This window comes from Fulvivirga sedimenti (assembly GCF_020328055.1).
On record NZ_JAIXNE010000003.1, the window covers coordinates 932,295 to 950,273 of the forward strand.

At 43.6% G+C, this 17,979-nt stretch carries 17 protein-coding genes; 4 read left to right on the top strand and 13 right to left on the bottom strand.

Going from position 1 to position 17,979, the window contains the following annotated elements; all coding sequences use genetic code 11:
• Window position 1 precedes the first annotated feature (1 nt).
• From LDX50_RS16470 to LDX50_RS16480, 3 genes are read right to left on the bottom strand one after another with little or no spacing between them, the layout of a single operon-like run.
• Window positions 2–973, bottom strand: a complete 972-nt coding sequence (locus LDX50_RS16470; protein ID WP_225698402.1) for a deoxyhypusine synthase family protein — start codon at window positions 971–973, stop codon at window positions 2–4.
• Between the two features lie 3 nt (window positions 974–976).
• Complete coding sequence (gene ctlX, locus LDX50_RS16475; protein ID WP_225698403.1) at window positions 977–1,939, bottom strand: citrulline utilization hydrolase CtlX; 963 nt, start codon at window positions 1,937–1,939, stop codon at window positions 977–979.
• 11 nt (window positions 1,940–1,950) lie between these two features.
• Entirely contained in the window at window positions 1,951–2,868 is a 918-nt protein-coding gene (locus tag LDX50_RS16480; protein ID WP_225698404.1) for a dimethylarginine dimethylaminohydrolase family protein, read from the bottom strand.
• A 140-nt stretch (window positions 2,869–3,008) separates the two neighbouring features.
• On the opposite strand from LDX50_RS16480, the gene LDX50_RS16485 reads away from it, so the two are divergent.
• Both LDX50_RS16485 and LDX50_RS16490 read left to right on the top strand, forming a co-directional pair.
• Window positions 3,009–4,412 (top strand): type III PLP-dependent enzyme domain-containing protein, encoded by a 1,404-nt coding sequence (locus LDX50_RS16485; protein WP_225698405.1) that lies wholly within the window; start codon window positions 3,009–3,011, stop codon window positions 4,410–4,412.
• Window positions 4,413–4,460: 48 nt separating this feature from the next.
• A complete protein-coding gene (locus LDX50_RS16490) occupies window positions 4,461–4,952 on the top strand; it encodes a hypothetical protein (protein WP_225698406.1) in 492 nt (163 codons plus the stop codon).
• Here the strand turns inward: LDX50_RS16490 and LDX50_RS16495 are convergent.
• Complete coding sequence (locus LDX50_RS16495) at window positions 4,949–6,676, bottom strand: M3 family oligoendopeptidase (RefSeq protein WP_225698407.1); 1,728 nt, start codon at window positions 6,674–6,676, stop codon at window positions 4,949–4,951. The genes LDX50_RS16490 and LDX50_RS16495 overlap by 4 nt on opposite strands.
• 2 nt (window positions 6,677–6,678) lie before the next feature.
• A complete protein-coding gene (locus LDX50_RS16500) occupies window positions 6,679–7,794 on the bottom strand; it encodes a ferredoxin--NADP reductase (protein ID WP_225698408.1) in 1,116 nt (371 codons plus the stop codon).
• Between the two features lie 274 nt (window positions 7,795–8,068).
• Here LDX50_RS16500 and purB point away from each other — a divergent pair, with 274 nt between their 5' ends.
• Window positions 8,069–9,412: an adenylosuccinate lyase gene (purB, locus tag LDX50_RS16505; protein WP_225698409.1), complete on the top strand. Its 1,344-nt coding sequence runs from the start codon at window positions 8,069–8,071 to the stop codon at window positions 9,410–9,412.
• Window positions 9,413–9,415: 3 nt separating this feature from the next.
• On the opposite strand, the gene LDX50_RS16510 is transcribed toward purB, so the two are convergent.
• The 4 genes from LDX50_RS16510 to LDX50_RS16525 all read right to left on the bottom strand — a co-directional run bounded on the left by LDX50_RS16510 (window position 9,416) and on the right by LDX50_RS16525 (window position 14,058).
• Entirely contained in the window at window positions 9,416–9,814 is a 399-nt protein-coding gene (locus tag LDX50_RS16510) for a hypothetical protein (RefSeq protein ID WP_225698410.1), read from the bottom strand.
• A 153-nt stretch (window positions 9,815–9,967) separates the two neighbouring features.
• Window positions 9,968–11,455, bottom strand: coding sequence for a TolC family protein (locus tag LDX50_RS16515; RefSeq protein ID WP_225698411.1), 1,488 nt, complete (start codon window positions 11,453–11,455; stop codon window positions 9,968–9,970).
• Window positions 11,448–12,737 carry an ABC transporter permease gene (locus tag LDX50_RS16520; RefSeq protein WP_225698412.1) on the bottom strand — a complete coding sequence of 430 codons (1,290 nt, stop codon included), beginning with the start codon at window positions 12,735–12,737 and terminating at the stop codon, window positions 11,448–11,450. The genes LDX50_RS16515 and LDX50_RS16520 overlap by 8 nt, the downstream gene beginning before the upstream one ends.
• 37 nt (window positions 12,738–12,774) lie before the next feature.
• On the bottom strand, window positions 12,775–14,058 hold the full coding sequence (locus tag LDX50_RS16525) for an efflux RND transporter periplasmic adaptor subunit (RefSeq protein ID WP_225698413.1): 1,284 nt from the start codon (window positions 14,056–14,058) through the stop codon (window positions 12,775–12,777).
• Between the two features lie 153 nt (window positions 14,059–14,211).
• On the opposite strand from LDX50_RS16525, the gene LDX50_RS16530 reads away from it, so the two are divergent.
• On the top strand, window positions 14,212–14,991 hold the full coding sequence (locus LDX50_RS16530) for a class I SAM-dependent methyltransferase (protein WP_225698414.1): 780 nt from the start codon (window positions 14,212–14,214) through the stop codon (window positions 14,989–14,991).
• Here the strand turns inward: LDX50_RS16530 and LDX50_RS16535 are convergent.
• Genes LDX50_RS16535 through LDX50_RS16550 form a run of 4 tightly spaced genes read right to left on the bottom strand, consistent with a single transcriptional unit; the run spans window position 14,978 to window position 17,978 of the window.
• Complete coding sequence (locus tag LDX50_RS16535; protein ID WP_225698415.1) at window positions 14,978–15,943, bottom strand: glycosyltransferase family 2 protein; 966 nt, start codon at window positions 15,941–15,943, stop codon at window positions 14,978–14,980. The genes LDX50_RS16530 and LDX50_RS16535 overlap by 14 nt on opposite strands.
• Window positions 15,943–16,902, bottom strand: a complete 960-nt coding sequence (locus tag LDX50_RS16540; protein WP_225698416.1) for a glycosyltransferase family 2 protein — start codon at window positions 16,900–16,902, stop codon at window positions 15,943–15,945. The genes LDX50_RS16535 and LDX50_RS16540 overlap by 1 nt, the downstream gene beginning before the upstream one ends.
• Before the next feature lie 10 nt (window positions 16,903–16,912).
• On the bottom strand, window positions 16,913–17,443 hold the full coding sequence (locus tag LDX50_RS16545; RefSeq protein ID WP_225698417.1) for a DUF4199 domain-containing protein: 531 nt from the start codon (window positions 17,441–17,443) through the stop codon (window positions 16,913–16,915).
• 4 nt (window positions 17,444–17,447) lie between these two features.
• Window positions 17,448–17,978, bottom strand: coding sequence for a DUF4199 domain-containing protein (locus LDX50_RS16550; RefSeq protein ID WP_225698418.1), 531 nt, complete (start codon window positions 17,976–17,978; stop codon window positions 17,448–17,450).
• Between the last annotated feature and the right edge of the window lies 1 nt (window position 17,979).

The following is a 17,979-nucleotide window of genomic DNA, read 5'->3' on the forward strand; positions in this document are numbered from 1 at the left end:
ATTACCAGCCCAGTATGTAGGCGAATATCAAGGGTGCCACGATAGTCGCATCCGATTCAACGATATATTTTGGAGTATCTATGCCCAGCTTTCCCCAGGTTATTTTCTCATTAGGAACAGCACCGGAATAGGAACCATAACTGGTGGTTGAATCAGAGATCTGACAAAAATAACTCCAGAAAGGCGTATCGTGACGTTCCATGTCCTGATATAGCATAGGAACAACGCAAATGGGGAAATCTCCTGCAATACCTCCTCCGATCTGGAAAAATCCCACTCCTTCATCCCCGGCAGAAGCAGTATACCAGTCGGCCAGGAAGGTCATGTATTCAATGCCAGATTTCATCGTTGACGGCTTCAATTCTCCTTTTAAACAATAGGAAGCGAATATATTTCCAAGTGTTGAATCTTCCCACCCTGGAACCACCATTGGTAAATTCTTTTTGGCAGCTGCAATCATCCAGCTGTTGGACGGGTCTATTTCATAGTATTCCTGCATCACACCCGAGTTCAGTAAGCGAAACAGATACTCATGGGGGAACAAGCGCTCACCATTGTCTTCCGCATCCTTCCAAATCTTAAAAATGTGTTTTTGTATTCTTCTGAAGGCCTCCTCTTCCGGAATACAGGTATCGGTCACGCGATTCAGTCCCTGTTCGAGCAGATCCCACTCTTCCTGAGGTGTGAGATCCCGGTAGTTGGGAACCCTCTTGTAATGATTATGGGCAACCAGATTCATTACATCCTCTTCCAGGTTGGCTCCGGTGCAACTGATGATATGAACCTTATCCTGACGAATCATTTCGGCCAGTGATTTTCCCAGTTCAGCTGTACTCATGGCGCCCGCCAGGGAGATGAGCATTTTCTTATTTTCTGAGAGGTGTTTTTTATAACCACGGGCGGCGTCAACCAATGCAGCTGCATTGAAATGAAGATAGTGGTGTTCGATGAATTCAGAAATTGACTTGTGCATTTTTTATGTTTTAATGGTTTTGCTTGCAGGGAGGAATACTTCAGCCATCATGCAACGGGCACTCCCGCCGCCAAGAGCTTCAATCGTATCCAGCGAACTGTAAATAATTTCGCAATGTGCCTGCAACTGATTGAGTTGTTTCTCAGTAAGTGATTGATATGCCGCTTCAGACATCACCAAATATTTATTTTCAGGAGTATCATATGAACGTACTTGAAGCATATTCCCGGCAAATTGCTGTACCTGGTCCTCCGTAATATAAATAATTTCCTTTCCTGTTTGTTCAAGGACTTCTATTACCTTCAATTTTTCATCAGGGTCATCTATGCAATCAGCACAAACCACCGCAAATGTATCCCCTACACACATCATTACATTGGTGTGATAAATAGGCAGACGGTTTTGGCCCACACTCTGATACGCGGTAAATGTGACTGCCTTATAATCGAACGACCTGCAAAACTCTTCGAGCACATCAATATCAGTCCGTTCAGACAACGCAGCATATGCAATTCGGTTTTCCCTGTCGAAGACCATGCTGCCGGTTCCTTCGAGGTATTTCCCATCGTCCTCAAATCGTGTCAGGTCGATTTTATCAGTAACCTTCAACGAATATTCAGTACCCAGCTTATCAAACATATCTGCTCGTCGTTCTTTCCGCCTGTTCTCAGCAAACATCGGATATAGCCCGACACGACCGTCAGCGTGAAATGAAACCCAGTTGTTCGGAAAGATTGAATCAGGAGTTTCAGGATAGGGTGTATCTTCAATAACTATGACACGCACACCATTTTTACGTAAAATGGCCACAAAATTATCAAATTCAGTCTGTGCCCGTTGTTGTACTTCAGCCGGATCCAGGTCATCCAGCACCTTTTGATAATAGTTATTAACAGCGGTTTGTTCATTAAAATGAAAATTCACCGGCCTAACCATGAGGATTGTATCGGTAATAAACTTAGGCATCTGAAGTAAATTTAAAAGGTTCGCAAAAGTGGAAGTGTGGCACATCGCAGCAGACCCTCCATCTTTGATATTTCAGCAAAGTTTATCTCTTCAACAATAAACCCCCGCTCTCGTAAAATGCCATTTAACCGGGTAAAGCCTTTTTCCGAAACAATAACGTCGGGTGCAATGGAAAATACATTTGAATTCATAAAATACATTTCCTCCCGGGTAATCTCTATAAGATTTTGGCGTCCAAAAAATTCCACAAGGAATTCATAATCATCAGGATTTTTAAATCCACCCTTATAGATAATCGCTGAATCTCTGCCAATGGGCTGAAAGCAACAATCCAGGTGTAACGCATTGTCCCGCGGGTCTGTGTCGGACTTCTTTAATTCGAACGCCATAACCTTCTTGGCAGGAAATGATTCCTTCAGGAATTGGACACCCTTCTCATTGGTCCGCGCCACAACATATTTTTCAAAATCCGGGGATTTCGAATAACCGACAAAAATATGGTCCTTCCAGGGCATTACGTCCCCTCCCTCAATACGAACTTCATCTGGCACCTCCAACAAATGGTCAGGATCAATCTGATCCACGATATAATCGATTCCATCGATCTCTTTCCGGCGGTGTTTCAGAATATTTGGAATGATAAATTTATCTTCAATTACAAACCCGATATCCCGTGAAAATACCTGGTTACAGTTCTCTATGATCTGTGGCCTGTATACTGTAACTCCGTATTTTTTTAATACTGTTTCAAATTCAGTCAATTCTGACCGCAAATCGGCTTCGAGCGGAAATGAATCATTCAAAATATGTTCCCTGGTTTTTGGGTCATAGGCTTCCTCCAGTTTTGGTGTCCCGCCAAAGCTTTCCGCAGTACCTAAAACTACCGCTTTTAAGAGGGAAGTCTCATCATTAACATATACTTTGATCATAGCTCAGACTTGATAGGCTGCAAAGGTAAGGATGGCATACCTGATTAAAAAGCAGGATGTGATTTTCGATATGAGTTTATTCCTTTTATCTTATCTGATATTATGCGTACAATTGCAAAAAAATTAATTATACTTTATAGGTGAAAAAATACATTGACCTCATAGAACAGACCTTCGAATTCCCACAAGAGGAATTCAGGGTTGAAAAAAACGAATTATTATTCAATGAAGTCCCGCTGATGCCGATTATTGAAAAGTACGGCACCCCGCTAAAACTCACCTATCTTCCCAAAATTGGCGAAAACATTAAGTATGCGCGTAGAATATTCAATAACGCCATAAAAAAACATAATTACAGTGGAAGCTATACCTATTGCTACTGTACCAAATCCTCACATTTCAGTTTTGTACTTGAAGAGGCTTTGAAACACGGTGCACACATAGAAACCTCTTCTTCCTATGACATTCCGATAATCCGGAAACTTCATGAGGCTGGCAAGATCGATAAGGACCTCTTCATTGTGTGTAATGGATTCAAAAGACCGTTGTACCGGGAATACATCAGTGAACTGCTGAATGACGGATTTAAAAATACCATACCGGTACTGGATAATCTGAATGAATTGAGCCATTACGAGGAACATGTTAAAAAATCCTATAAGGTAGGCATCCGTATCGCAGCCGACGAAGAACCCAATTTCGAATTCTACACCTCCCGCCTGGGTATTCGATACAGTGACGTGAATACCCTTTATCGTGAACAGATAAAACCAAGCAAGAAAGCAAAACTGAAACTGCTCCATTTTTTCATCAACACGGGGATTCGGGATACGGCCTACTACTGGAGTGAACTAAGCAGGTTCATTTTTAAATACTGTGAATTGAAAAAAGAATGTCCTGAACTCGATACGATTGATATCGGTGGAGGATTTCCCATCAAAACCTCGATGCAATTTGAATTCGACTATAAATATATGGCCGAGCAGATTGTTGAGAATGTTAAATGGATTTGCGGTAAGAATAATGTTCCGGTTCCCAACATTTTCACGGAATTCGGAAGTTTTACCGTCGGTGAAAGCGGCGCGGCCCTTTATTCGATAATGGATCAGAAACTGCAGAACGACAAGGAATTATGGTATATGATCGATGGATCATTTATCACCCACCTGCCTGATGTCTGGGGCTTAAGCCAAAAATATATCATGCTTGCGGTGAATAAGTGGGATGATATTTATCATAAGGTCAACCTCGGCGGACTCACATGTGACAGCCAGGATTACTATAATTCCGAATCACACAGCAGCGAGGTTTTTCTTCCCATGCTTGATCCGAAAAACAAGAAAGACAAACTCTATATCGGCTTCTTCCATACCGGGGCTTACCAGGAATCACTGGGCGGATATGGAGGTATTCAGCATTGCCTGATTCCTGCACCACAACATGTGCTGGTCGACAAGGACAAAAATGGCGAGTTTACCACACGTCTGTTTGCTGCCGAACAAAATAGCGACGGCATGTTACAATTGCTGGGTTACAGCGGGTAGTTCCAACGGCAAGGAAGAATTGCGGGTCTTTCAACAAACACCCGCAAGATGAAGATCCGATATATCCTTTTCTCTCTGATATTACTCTTCTTTGGATGTAATGAAGAGGAAAATGATCCTTTTTGCCCCAACGGGAAATGTTCCATGGAAGTATTGCCAAATTCTTCCATCAAAATTACAGCGATCACATTCCATGGATTGTTTATCGATATAATCGAGGGTGAAAAACTGGTCTTTAAGCGCACCTACACGTATGATGATTCCAGAGAAATCATCGATGATGAACTCACCGAAATCCTGGTTTTTGAAGTTCCGGAGGAAGCAGAATCATTCAAATTCACGGATCAGGAACTCTCAGATGCGACTGTTCTTTTCGGAAGATTTTGCTATTGCGCAGATCCGGGATATTATCCTGTGCTGGCCGGCACACTATCGGGTGTGATGAATTCCCAGGGTATATGGAAAATTACCGCCAACCTTCGTGTATCCACGAATGCAGTCGAATATGACATTATATTTGAGGAATTTGTACGCCCCTAGAGTTTATCCAGTTCCTCCCTTACAAAGCTCATTAATTCCCTGATGTAGTTCCTGCTGAAATCAAATCGGATATCAGCCGCCGCATACACATCCGGGATAGACTTTGTATAGCCCAACTTGAGGGCATTCAGATAACCGGCGAGGCCTTTCTCCGGGTTCTCCCGGAAATTTTTCCATACCGCAACGGCCCCTAACTGGGCCATTCCATATTCGATGTAGTAAAAAGGCACCTCATATAAATGTAGTTGCTTCTGCCACAGGTTATCCCTGAATTTTTCTTGCCCTTCCCAGCTGGTTACGGTATCTGTAAAATCAGCAAAAATCGCATTCCAGGCCGTTGTGCGTTCCGCTACATCGTGACCCGGATTTTCATAGATCCAATGCTGAAATTTATCGATGGTGGCAACCCATGGCAATGTTTCGATGATCTGTTCCAGGTGCTCCTGTTTGGCCCTCTTCAAATCATTTTCATTCTCAAAGAATAAATGCCATTGATCCATGCTGATTAACTCCATACTCATGGATGCAAGTTCAGCTACCTCGGAAGGTGTATGTTTGAAGTCTGTCAGCTCCAGGTCACGCGTCAGAAATGAATGAACAGCATGACCTCCTTCGTGCAACAGAGTAACCAGGTCACGCAAGGTGGAGGTAGCATTCATGAAAATAAAAGGCACACCAATCTCTGAAAGCGGATAATTATATCCACCGGGCGCCTTGCCCTTGCGCGATTCCAGATCTAAATGCCCCATTTCCCGCATTATTCTGAGACATTCACCCAGGAAGGGATCCAGATTACTGAATGCGCGGATCGTTTTTTCAGTTAGTTCTTTACTGTCTTTAAAAGGTTTGAGCGGAGGCAGATTTTCAGGATCCACCGCCTTGTCCCACGGTTTAAGCTCATCCAGACCCAATTTTTCCTTCCTCTTCTGCGCCAGGGCGGAAAGCATCGGCACTATTTCATCCTTCACCGAATCGTGAAAATTAAAGCAATCTTCAGGTGAGTAATCGAACCGGCCCATTGCCCTGAACATGTAATCCCTGAAGTTATCAAACCCGGAATTTCTGGCTACCTGGGTCCGCAATCCAATGAGCTGATTGAAAAGGTCATCCAGTTTGTCCTTGTCTTCTATCCGGCGTCCGGCAATTTTAAAATAGATACGCTCCCGTAAGTCACGGTCTGTTTCCTGCAACATTACTCCCGCTTGCTGTAATGTCAATTCCTTCCCATCCACATCCACGGTCATGGCACCTGATATCTGGCCATATTTCTGCGTAAGTGTCTGTATTTCGGTGAATAATGGTATGTTTTCTTCCCGGAATATCTCGATATCCTTACGGATCTCCCGCAGCATTATATCAAACCCGGGCTGGGCTTCGAGTTCTGCGACGAACGGACTGTCAACGACTTTCTTATTCAAACTGTCGGAATACGGTGCGATATGAGGCTGAATATTTTGAACAAAATCGATATATGATTTATTGTATTCCTCATTGTCGGTAAAACGAGTCATCCGGATATACCTCCATCCGGCATCCTCAGAAATAACAGATTCAAGTTCACTCCTGTCCTGCAACCATTTTCGAAGTTCCGATTTATCGGAAATATCCCGATTCAACAAATCATCGAAATAGGGCTTCAGGCCTTCCCAGGATTCAACTTTGAAGTTTTCCGGTAAAAATTTTCGTTCAGGCCTTGCGGGTACTTGTACTGTTTGTTCACTCATTTCTATCCTATCTCAATTACAACATCATCTGTTAACGGATGTCCCACACAAGTGAGGACATATCCTTCGGCCAATTCAGACTCTGAAAGTCCTTCCTCCTCATCAAGCTTTACTTTTCCGGATTTACACTTTCCACGACAAGCTGTGCATAATCCACTCTGGCAGGAATAAGGCAGGTCAATACCCAGATCCAGCGCGGTCTCGAGAATGGTATCTCCGGGTTTCACAGTAAACTTGTGCTCCTCCCCGTCGTAAATAACCGTCACTTCCCGTTCCTGAATAGTATCTGCCGTGGCAGCAGTTTCGGGAGACTTAAGCTCCTTATCAATCGTTCCTGTAACGAAGCTTTCCTTGTAAATATTAGTCTCGGGGATATCATGTTCCTTCAACAGGTTCTGAACATTTTTCATCATTCCTTCCGGTCCGCACATCAGGTATGTCGTGTGTTCAATGCCCCAGTCCGGAATCCGCTCAAATATTTTCACGAGCATATCATGGTTCAAAAGACCCGAATGACCCTGCCAGTTCATAGGCGCATCATCAAGAATATGGATCACATGTAATCTTCCCTGGTTATCAGTCTGCAGTTTGTCCAGTTGATCTTTGAAAATTATACTGTCGATATTTCGATTGCAGTAAATCAGCGAAGTGATGCTGTTGGGTTCCAGTTTGAGCATAGATTTAACGATCGACATCATCGGGGTAATCCCGCTTCCTCCAGCAAAAAGGATCAGGTGCCGTTTATTATCCGAATCATATTCGGTTGTAAATGACCCCATAGGAGCCATCACGCGAATGGCATCACCTGCATGAAGGTTATCGTTCAGCCAGTTGGAAACCAGTCCATTATCAACACGCTTTACCGTTACAGCCATATATTCATCCACATCCGGCGAAGAACACAGGGAATAAGCCCGTCGAACTTCCTTGCCATTGATATCAAGTATTAGCGTAAGGAATTGACCTGATTTATACGGCAAGCCTTCCGCTTTTTCAAAGACAATCGATATGGCGTCCCGGGTTTCCTTAATGATTTCCCTTACCCGCAGTTCCCTGTATTTCCCTGTCTTAGTTTCTTCTTTTTTTTCGCTTTTCTTTTTGAAAAAGTTAAATGCCATAATTCAATTTTTAATCACAGTAAATTTTCAAATTAATGATGCCGGCGGCAGCGTTCACCATTGGCCTGTTAAAAGAACAATTAAATCAGCCGTAGGTTCATGGTAATAAACGGATTCAACAACCCTTTTAATTCTTCTGCAAAGGTAGCAAGTATTCGTGTATCCATTCAATGTTCAGCTCACTTTCGGCAAAGACTGATGGAATACTTTTAACCGGTGAATTTATCGTTCAGTCTGGTCTAATTTGGTATTTTTGCAACTTATAATTGAAATTATGGATAACGCTGCATTAAATGCCATCTCTCCGATCGATGGAAGGTACCGGAAACAAACATCGGATTTAATTCAATACTTTTCAGAATTTGGTCTGATCCGATACAGAGTTCAGGTTGAAATTGAATACTTCATCGCGCTTGTTAATGCAGGAATACCCCAGCTGGCATCGGTTGATCAGTCAGTTTTTGATTCATTGAGAAATATTTATGTTGAATTTTCATCTGAAGATGCCGCACAGATCAAGGAGATAGAAAAAACGACTAATCATGATGTAAAAGCTGTTGAATATTTCATCAAAGAAAAGTTTGATGACCTTGGGCTTTCTGAACAGAAGGAGTTCATTCATTTCGGACTTACGTCCCAGGACATTAATAACACAGCCATTCCCCTGTCCTTAAAGGCCGCAATGGAAGAAGTCGTTATGCCACTTCTTGAAGCACAGGTAGCAACATTACAAACGCTGTCAAAAGAATGGAAGGATGTCCCCATGCTGGCCCGAACACACGGTCAGCCGGCTTCGCCTACCCGAATGGGCAAGGAGATAGAAGTTTTTGCCGTACGGTTACAAGAGCAGATCAGTCAGTTGAAGGCTATCCCTTTCGCCGCTAAATTCGGAGGTGCTACCGGCAATTTTAATGCGCATCATGTGGCCTATCCCAAAACAGACTGGAAATTATTCGGAAACCGCTTTGTTGAGGAAATTCTGGGATTGAAAAGAAGTCAGCCCACTACACAAATTGAACATTACGATCATCTTGCGGCACTGTTCGATGCTTTGAAAAGGATCAATACCATCTTTATTGATTTCTCAAGAGACATCTGGCAGTATATTTCCATGCATTACTTTAACCAGAAGATCCGTAAAGGTGAAGTAGGATCTTCGGCTATGCCACATAAGGTAAACCCGATTGATTTTGAGAATGCTGAAGGTAATCTGGGTATTGCCAACGCACTTTTCGAGCATTTGTCGGCAAAGCTCCCCATTTCGAGACTTCAGAGAGATCTGACAGACTCTACAGTTCTAAGAAACATTGGCGTACCACTGGGGCACAGCCTGATTGCATTGCGATCACTGGAAAAAGGATTGGGCAAACTTGAAATCAATATTCCGGCAATCGAACAGGACCTGGAAGACAACTGGGCTGTAGTCGCCGAAGCGATTCAGACAGTTTTACGAAGAGAGGGATTCCCAAAACCCTATGAAGCGCTGAAAGAGTTAACCCGGAAAAATGAGAAAATTACACGGAATACCATGGCCCATTTCATAGCCCAGCTCCATGTATCGGATGAAATAAAAGAAGAATTATCGCGGATCAGTCCGTATAACTACACAGGAATATAGCTCTTAGCCGACAAAATCACCGGTCTGTTCTCTGCATTTCTTGCGCTCTTTCTTCAGTCTGAATTTCCAAAAGGGACCATTTCTGAACATGATCCCAATTTTGGCGCCAAAATTATGGGCGAGTCTTCCCAGTTCATTACGATAACCGGGCTGTCCCTTTATCTGAATCACGTATTCAAACCGCATTTCGTCAATTACATCGGTCATGCAACGGTTACCGAGCAGAAGCCCTTCGCTATCGTTCTTAATCCATTGAATCGGACGTTTTGATTTGGATTTTTTTCGTGTCTTATAGGTAGGATCCATATTGGTTGTATTTGTATCACCAAATTTGAGATCATCATCCTGTGCCATCAGCAGAGACGGCACACTCAACATCAGGATAAACAGCCAAATCTTCATAACGGGAAGATGCAAAAAAATATAACGGAATAAAACATTCACAACCGGCGGGACCATGGGCAAGAAAGACTGATGACAAATTTTACAAAAGGTCCCTGCCTACCCTACCGAAATCGAGTCCCCGTTTAGCAGTAAATAAATGAAAACAGAAGGTTAATTTTTGAATTGATCTTCATCTACTTCCGCATCCTGATCATAAAGCAACTCCTTCTCCACAAAATCAAAAAGAGTCAGCCTTCTCAAATCAAAATAAGCTGTCCAGAACGCACGAAGCGCATTAATATAGCTTCGTTTCGCATTATCCTTTTCAGTAAGAGCGATATTGAGGTTGGTAATATCAATCTTTCCGATCAGGTATCGGTTCTGAGCCACCTCATAACGTTCCTGGGCCACCTCATCAGATTTCCGCGTAATTTCAAGTTGAGAGCGAAGTACTTCAAATTGGCGAACCTGGGTAAGTATTTCCTGGTCAAAATTTTGCTCATCCTGACTGATAATATATTCATTCAGACGCATGTTGGCCAGGGCCGTTTGCATCCGGGCTTTATTTCTTCCCCAGTCAATTAAGGGAATGTTAAATGCAACATTTACACGTTGCTGATTATTTGGATCCTGATAGAGTCCGTCAATCTGCGTTCCTGCGTTATTCAGACCGTAGGAGGCTATCAGGTCTGTTTGAAAACGCTGCGACCTGGCTCGTGCCACCTCTCGTTCTGCCTCAAGCCTTCGTCTTTCAAAGGCGAGGTAGTCTGACCTGTTCTGCTGAGCGTACTGGAGTGCTTCCGGGTAGGTCACATCGAAGTTGGGGATATCGGTAGGCAGAATGAGCTCAATATCAATATTATCATTCAAACCGATATAAGTTTGCAGGCTAAGTCTGGACGTCTCGAGATCAAGCCGAGCCTGGGCAACATCCTGTTGAGATCTCAATAATTGCAGTTCTACCTGCAGCAGTTTATCCTTGGATGTGGTACCGATGTTGTAACGACCCATTTCGATTTTATAGATCGTATCGTTATTGGCAAGGTTAAATTGGGCGATCTGAAGATTTATCTGTGCGTCCAGATAACTAAAAAACCGCTGCGTTGCTTGACGGGAGATAAATTCCATTTCCTCGACATATTCCCGTCGCGACTCCTCGTATCGGAGCGGTTCGGTTTTCCTGTCCCATTTAAGGGAGTTAAAGCCAAATATGGGCTGAACAAGTCGCACATTCAGCAATGTGGTATTAAACTGCGTCAAATCTCTTTCAAGATCCTTAAAATGACTTAAGTTCGAATTGACCGAAACGTTACCTCCGGTCCATGGAATAGGTTGTTCAATTCCCAGGTTGACGAATGAATTGATTTGCTCCCGTCCCTGGAAAACAATCGTACCATCATCCTGCCGGTTACTGAAAAAGTCCCTGTTGTAATCAGGTGCCTGACCATTCAGGCGCAGTTGTGGATTGTAATTGGATCGGTACAGTCGGTACTGCCAATAGCGGTTTTCCCTACGCGTTTCGGCTTGTTTAGCGGATGGAGACTGTTCCTTAGCGCGCTGAATGATCTCCTCCAGATTAAAATATCGTGTCTGTCCCGGCGAGGGGAGGCTTAGTATAAAGGACAGCAGCAAAAAAGAAATGATAGATTTCTTATTCATATCGTAGAGAGGATATAGGGTTCTGACTGGCTGCACGACGGGCCGGTGCAATTCCAAAAACTAGACCAACAGATGCAGCAACTCCAAATGACAATATCACAGATGACACGGACACGATCGTAGGAATTTCAGCAAAACTGGATACTACAGTGGCAAGAATAATTCCCAGGATTACGCCCAGTACACCACCTGATATACTGATCATGACCGCTTCAAGAAGAAACTGCCAGATGATATCGGCCTTTTTGGCCCCAATTGCCAGACGAAGACCAATTTCTTTGATTCGTTCAAGAACGGAGGCAAGCATAATATTCATAATGCCGATTCCACCTACCACCAGGGATATCCCGGCAATGGCGCCCAGTACCAGGTTAAAAATATCACGCGTACGCTGCTGTTGCTTTAATAACAGCTCCGGAATACTAACCGCATAATCGATCGATTCATTATGGCGGCGCTCCAGGAGCCTGGAAGTGACATCAGCAACGGGATTTAAATGTTCAGAATCATTCACCTGGATGGTAATGCGATCCAGCTGATGATAATTATTGCTGCCTTGCTGCGGATTATTACTATTCGCATTCTGAATATTGGCCTGCGTAATGAGCGCGCGGTTCTTGTACCTCAACAAAACTGTATTTACCGGGGCATAGATATCAAGATTATAATCCCTGATACCCAGGCTTTCGATACTTTTCTCACTTATGAAACGCTCTTCAAGAACACCCTGCACCTTTAGCCAGTGGGGACCAACTTTGATCAGTTTCCCGATTGGATCCTCCTGCGGGAAAAATTTTGCTCTGATTGCCGAGCCAATGATACAAACCGCCTCCCCTTTCTCGAGTTGAAAACTATTGAAGTAACTTCCTTCTGTGAGACCAAATTGGGAAATATCAAAATAGGAATTTTCGACTCCCACGACCTTGGCAGATCTCCGCAATCCTTCCCGCAAAACATAGGTATCAACCACAATCTCGGGACTCACAAATTTAATCTGGTCACCCAGCAGCTTTTCCATGCTTCTTACATCAAGCAAAGTCAGCCCAGAAGAAAACCGCTTCTTTTCAGCTTGTGCCTGCTGCTCTTCACTTACTGCCTCTTCAAACTGTTCGACAACTGGTGTTATCACTATATTATTTACACCCACCAGCTTGATCTGGTCAAGTATTTCCTGTTGTGCACCATTTCCGATGGCCAGCATGGAAATAACAGCTGCCACACCAAAAATGATACCCAGGGCAGTCAGCACGGAACGCAGCCTGTTAGCCAAGACTGCATCCATTGCAATTTGGAAATTGGAGACTATTTTTTGCCACATACTAGTTTTCTTCTTTTACTGCGACGTTTTCAGGAACATCTGTGAGAAGAGCAAGGGGCGTATCCTCAACATCCGGAGGGATCGAAAGGTAGAGTTCATCACCTTCAGAAACGCCGTCGAGGATTACAGCCTCATTTGCGTTGGTCTTACCCACCAGAACCTGCTGACGGGAATACGTCAAACCGTTTTTACGGATCACATAGGTGAGCGAGTCCCCCTGATTATGCAAACACTCAAGTGGTACAAAAACAACATCAGGAATACGGTCGGCCAGAATGGTGTTACTCGTGGTCATGGACGGACGTAAGGTCGTATCGGTCTCATTTACTTCAATATTCACCATGAATACCTTAGCGTCTGAATTGGGCCGCTGTTCACCGATATTGGCAACATCTATCACAACTCCTGTCAATTCTTTTTCAGGATAGGCATCCAGACCAATTTTAACAGTTTGACCCTTTTGTACAGAACGGATATCTATTTCATTTACAAATGTGCGGGACATCATTCTTCCGAGATCGGGCAGTGTAGCAACAGTAGGATCCCAGGGCTCAACGGTGGCGCCAACACCCTGTTTTTGTCCGTTTCGTCCGCGTTTATACGTTACCATGCCGTCTTCAGGGGCAGTGATCCTAAACTGCGAAAGCAACGCCTTCAGTCTGTCAAGCTCCATCTGATCCTCTCTTAGATCTGCAGCCGCCTCAGACATTCGGGCTGCCGCTTTTCTTTTTGTCAATTTATAGTTCTCAAGGGCCTGCCTGTAGGCACGCTGTGCCTTTTCCACGTTAATTTCAGCCTGTTTGATCGTTGCCGGTGGTTCATATTGAGATTGAGAAAGAATAATCTCCTTTTCCTCCACAGCAAATTTCAAATTGATCAATTCGTCCCTTGCGCGTCGTAATTCAAGTGCTGTATCAAGCTGAACCTGTGTATACTCAGAAATGCTCTGCTGCACTTCAATGTCACTCGATTCAGTTCGGCTCAGAATCTCTGTCTGATCCAATTGGGCGACGTAATCACCTTTTTTAACTTTTGTTCCCTCATCTACGATATCACGAATCTCAACCCGCCAGATCCCTACAGACCGCAGCCCTGAAGGCCCCAGAATATTCACGGAGTTTCGTGCTTCCAATTCACCTGAAGTAGTGATTTCGACGGTAAAGTCACCTCTCTTCGCTGTTACCAGGATATCACGTTCACTGGTTTCTCCACCCTGAGTAAGTATATAGGTGAGTGCAATTGCAGCAATCGCCACGATAATGTAAATCCAATATCTCTTCTTCATAGTAGACAACGTTTTATAAGTCAAAGTTAGATCATAACAGTCGTAAAAGTCTTACCATAAAAACAACTACGATACCGTCGATATAATTGTATCTGCACTCATCAACTAGAGGTAAAACTGCTTTTTTCCGTACAATCTCTATCTTTACAACACATGAAACGACTCGTTAGTTTTTTACTTCGGAACGTACCACGGAAATACTTGCAGCTGATCAACAAACCGGCACTGAAAGTTGCCGGTTTATTTCTGCGCGGAAATAATGTCACTTGTCCGATAATAAACCGCAGCTATCGCAAATTTCTGCCTTATGGCCGGCTCAATCCGCGCGAAAATGCGCTTTGCCCGGATTCACTATCCCTGGAAAGACACAGACTGCTATGGCTTTATCTAAAAGAAAAGACTGACTTTTTCTCACAGCCGGCCTCCTTCCTTCATATTGCACCGGAGCAGTGTTTCATGAAACCCTTTGAGGAGATGCACGGGCAGGGGTACATTACTGCCGACCTGGAATCACCGTTGGCGAAGGTTAAAATGGATATCCACCAGATCCCGTTTGAAGAAGGTACATTTGACATCGTCATGTGTAATCATGTGATGGAACATGTAGATAATGACATCCAGGCGATGCAGGAAATTTTTCGGGTGCTGAAGCCCGGCGGATGGGCCATTATGCAGGTACCGTTCTTTTCGCCCATCCCTGAGGTTACGCAGGAAGACAAGACAATTGTAAAACCAAAGGACAGGGAAGAAGCCTACGGACAGGATGATCACGTTCGGTTGTACGGAAAGGACTATGGCGCCAGAATACGATCGGTGGGCTTTGATGTGCGCGAGGATCACTATGCCGAGGAACTTGGACCTGAAACTGTTCAAAAATATGCCTTGCCGCCCCGTGAGATCATTTACTTTTCCAGAAAACCTAGCCTTTTGTAATCCGGCGTATCCCTTCGGTAATAAAACCTATTCCATAGGCGAACAATTGAATAAATCCCGCTGGAATACTAAGCACAGCAACGAGCAGGTTTTTAGTTTTGAACAACGAAGTAATAAACAGCAGCAAAAAATAAACACCATACAAGCTTATCCCAATATTAAAAAGCTGTAATGAGATAAATGGCAAAACCCAGAGCAGGAGAAAACCAACCGTGAACAACGCGGGGAAGAAATGAACTGTCCTGATCTCACCGGGAAAAAACCTCCCTATATTGATTCTTGCACGTCCAAAAAAATGCAGCTGACGGTAGAAATCAACCAAATTAGTTCTTCGCTTATGATACACGAAGGCATCAGGAATCAGGCCGACCCTGAATCCCGATTCATGGATTCGAATACTGAATTCTATATCTTCTCCCATACGGGTAATTTTGTAGCCTCCGATGGCCTCAAAGACTTCTTTTGAAATACCCATATTGAAGCTGCGTGGATGAAACGGACCAAGACGCTTTTTCCCGCCCCTGATTCCTCCGGTAGTTAATGGGGATGTCATGACGCAACTGATCGCCTTCTGTAACAATGTAAATGAAGGATGTGACCGATCCGGCCCTCCGAAAGCATCAAGTCTGTCTGCCGATAAGAATTTCTCCACCGACTGAAAATAGGTCTCCGGAATGATACAGTCGGAATCAAATACCAGATAATAATCTCCTTTCGCAGCCTCAAAGCCTACATTTCTGCTGAATCCCTGACCGCTATTCTTTTTTTCAATGTATGTAACAGCTAATTGATCCTTGAATCTGTTCACAACATCTTCACAGCGACGGGAGGAACCGTCTTCAATGACAATTACTTCAAAATTAGTATAGTGCTGTCGTGTAAGACTCGACAGAAGTTCTTCAAGTTCATCCGGGCGATTGTAGACAGGTATGATTACAGAATAAAAATACATTACTCAAAACCAACCCTTTTGGAAACAAGGTATTCTTTGCTGGATTGTGACCGCATGGCCATCATTTCGGCAAGGAAGCCGGCAAGAAAAAGTTGGACACCCACAACGAGTGCTACAAGTGCCAGGAAGAATAACGGCTGATCAACCACTTCACGAACTTCTTTACCTGCATATATACCATAGACCTTTTGTCCGATCAGCCATAAGGTTATGAAAAAACCGGAGAGAAATGAAAGGGTCCCGAGCGTTCCGAACAAATGCATTGGCTTCTGCCGAAATTTGGAAACAAATGTGACGGACAGAAGATCAAGGAATCCCGTAATAAATCGTTCCAGACCAAATTTTGTCGTGCCGTATTTTCGCGGGCGATGCTCCACAACCTTTTCGCCAATCTGCTTATATCCATTCCACTTGGCGATCACAGGAATGTAACGGTGCATTTCACCATATACCTGAATGTGTTTAACCACCTCGCCTCTGTATGCTTTCAAACCACAGTTAAAATCATGCAGCTTAATTCCTGAAATCTGCCGGGTAACCGAATTAAAAAAACGCGAGGGTATGGTTTTACTCAGGGGATCATGTCTTACTTTCTTCCAACCGGAAACCATATCAAAACCCTCCTCGGTAATCATTCGGTACAGTTCAGGAATCTCATCGGGGGAATCCTGCAGGTCTGCATCCATAGAGATAACTACTTTGCCGGATGATGCTTTAAATCCGGTATTCAGGGCTGCGGATTTTCCAAAATTCCTGTTAAAACGAATTCCCCGAACCTGTTCAAACTTTTGATTCAGGTCCTCAACGATAGCCCAGGAACGGTCGGTACTGCCATCATCTACAAAAATTACCTCATAAGTAAAGCCGTGTGATTGCATCACACGGCTTATCCAGTCATTTAGTTCCGAGAGTGATTCCTCTTCATTGTACAGGGGAATAACAACCGAAACGTCAGGCATATTAGTCATATTACATCTCTAATTCGGGATTGCTGTTCTTTGTGAACGCAGTGATGATCAAAGATAAAATAAACCCGACTAATGTAATTATGAAAACCGCAATAAATGATATGAATCCCGGGGACATGAAGGATTCTGTCATGCTCATTGCCTGCTCAATCTGTGCGTCGGACATGCCTCTTCCTTCCATATCGGAGATCTGCTGATCGCGGATCATATCCATAACCGTAGGGTCAATCATGGTCATGTAGATATAGCTGAAGATGGCACTAAGAACCGCTGCAATCAAGGTTGTTAATGTACCTATACCAAGTCCCTTTCCGTAAGACATATATCCATCGCCCGAATCTTTATATTCCTTATGGGCCATGATAATGCCGAAAATAATGAACACGTAGGAAACAGCTCCAAGTGCCTGATTGCCAAACTGACCCATCATGTTAATCACCAGTGAATAAACGATCATGATCAGTCCAGTGATAAGGCCCCACTTAAAGGCAACTTTCCCAACTGAAGGAGGATTTACGTATTGTTCTTCCATGTTTCTAATTTTTAGGTTGACGTCTTAAGATAACAGAAATTATGATGGTTAAAAATAACCCAATGAACATACTTTTAAGCAAATAATCCACTGCGAGGTCGGTTATCGTGGTGAACGGCAAGGTTTCAACCTGATTTTTATATGCTTCTTCTCCTACCTTCTCAATTATCTCAGATTCACTTGTTCGTAAAATGGTGCCGATCTCATCAATATAATGTTGGGTATATTCAGGAACGAGGGTTCCAAAGACTCCCAAAAAAACGGAAACTACCAGTGAGATGGTCAGATAACACGCCATTCCAATAATCATTCCCTGCCAGAAATGCAGGACGTCGGCTTGTTTGAAATCACGGAATTCACGGATGCTGAAGAATATAAAAATAGCAAACAGGAGAATCCTGAAATCGAGGAAGACTGGAAACAGCTGCGGGTGATTGGTGCCGAAATAAAAAATAAACACCATCACGGCAATACCCAGCAATCCACCGAAAAAGCCATACTTAAGAGGGACACGAAGAATTGGTGGAATAGTCATC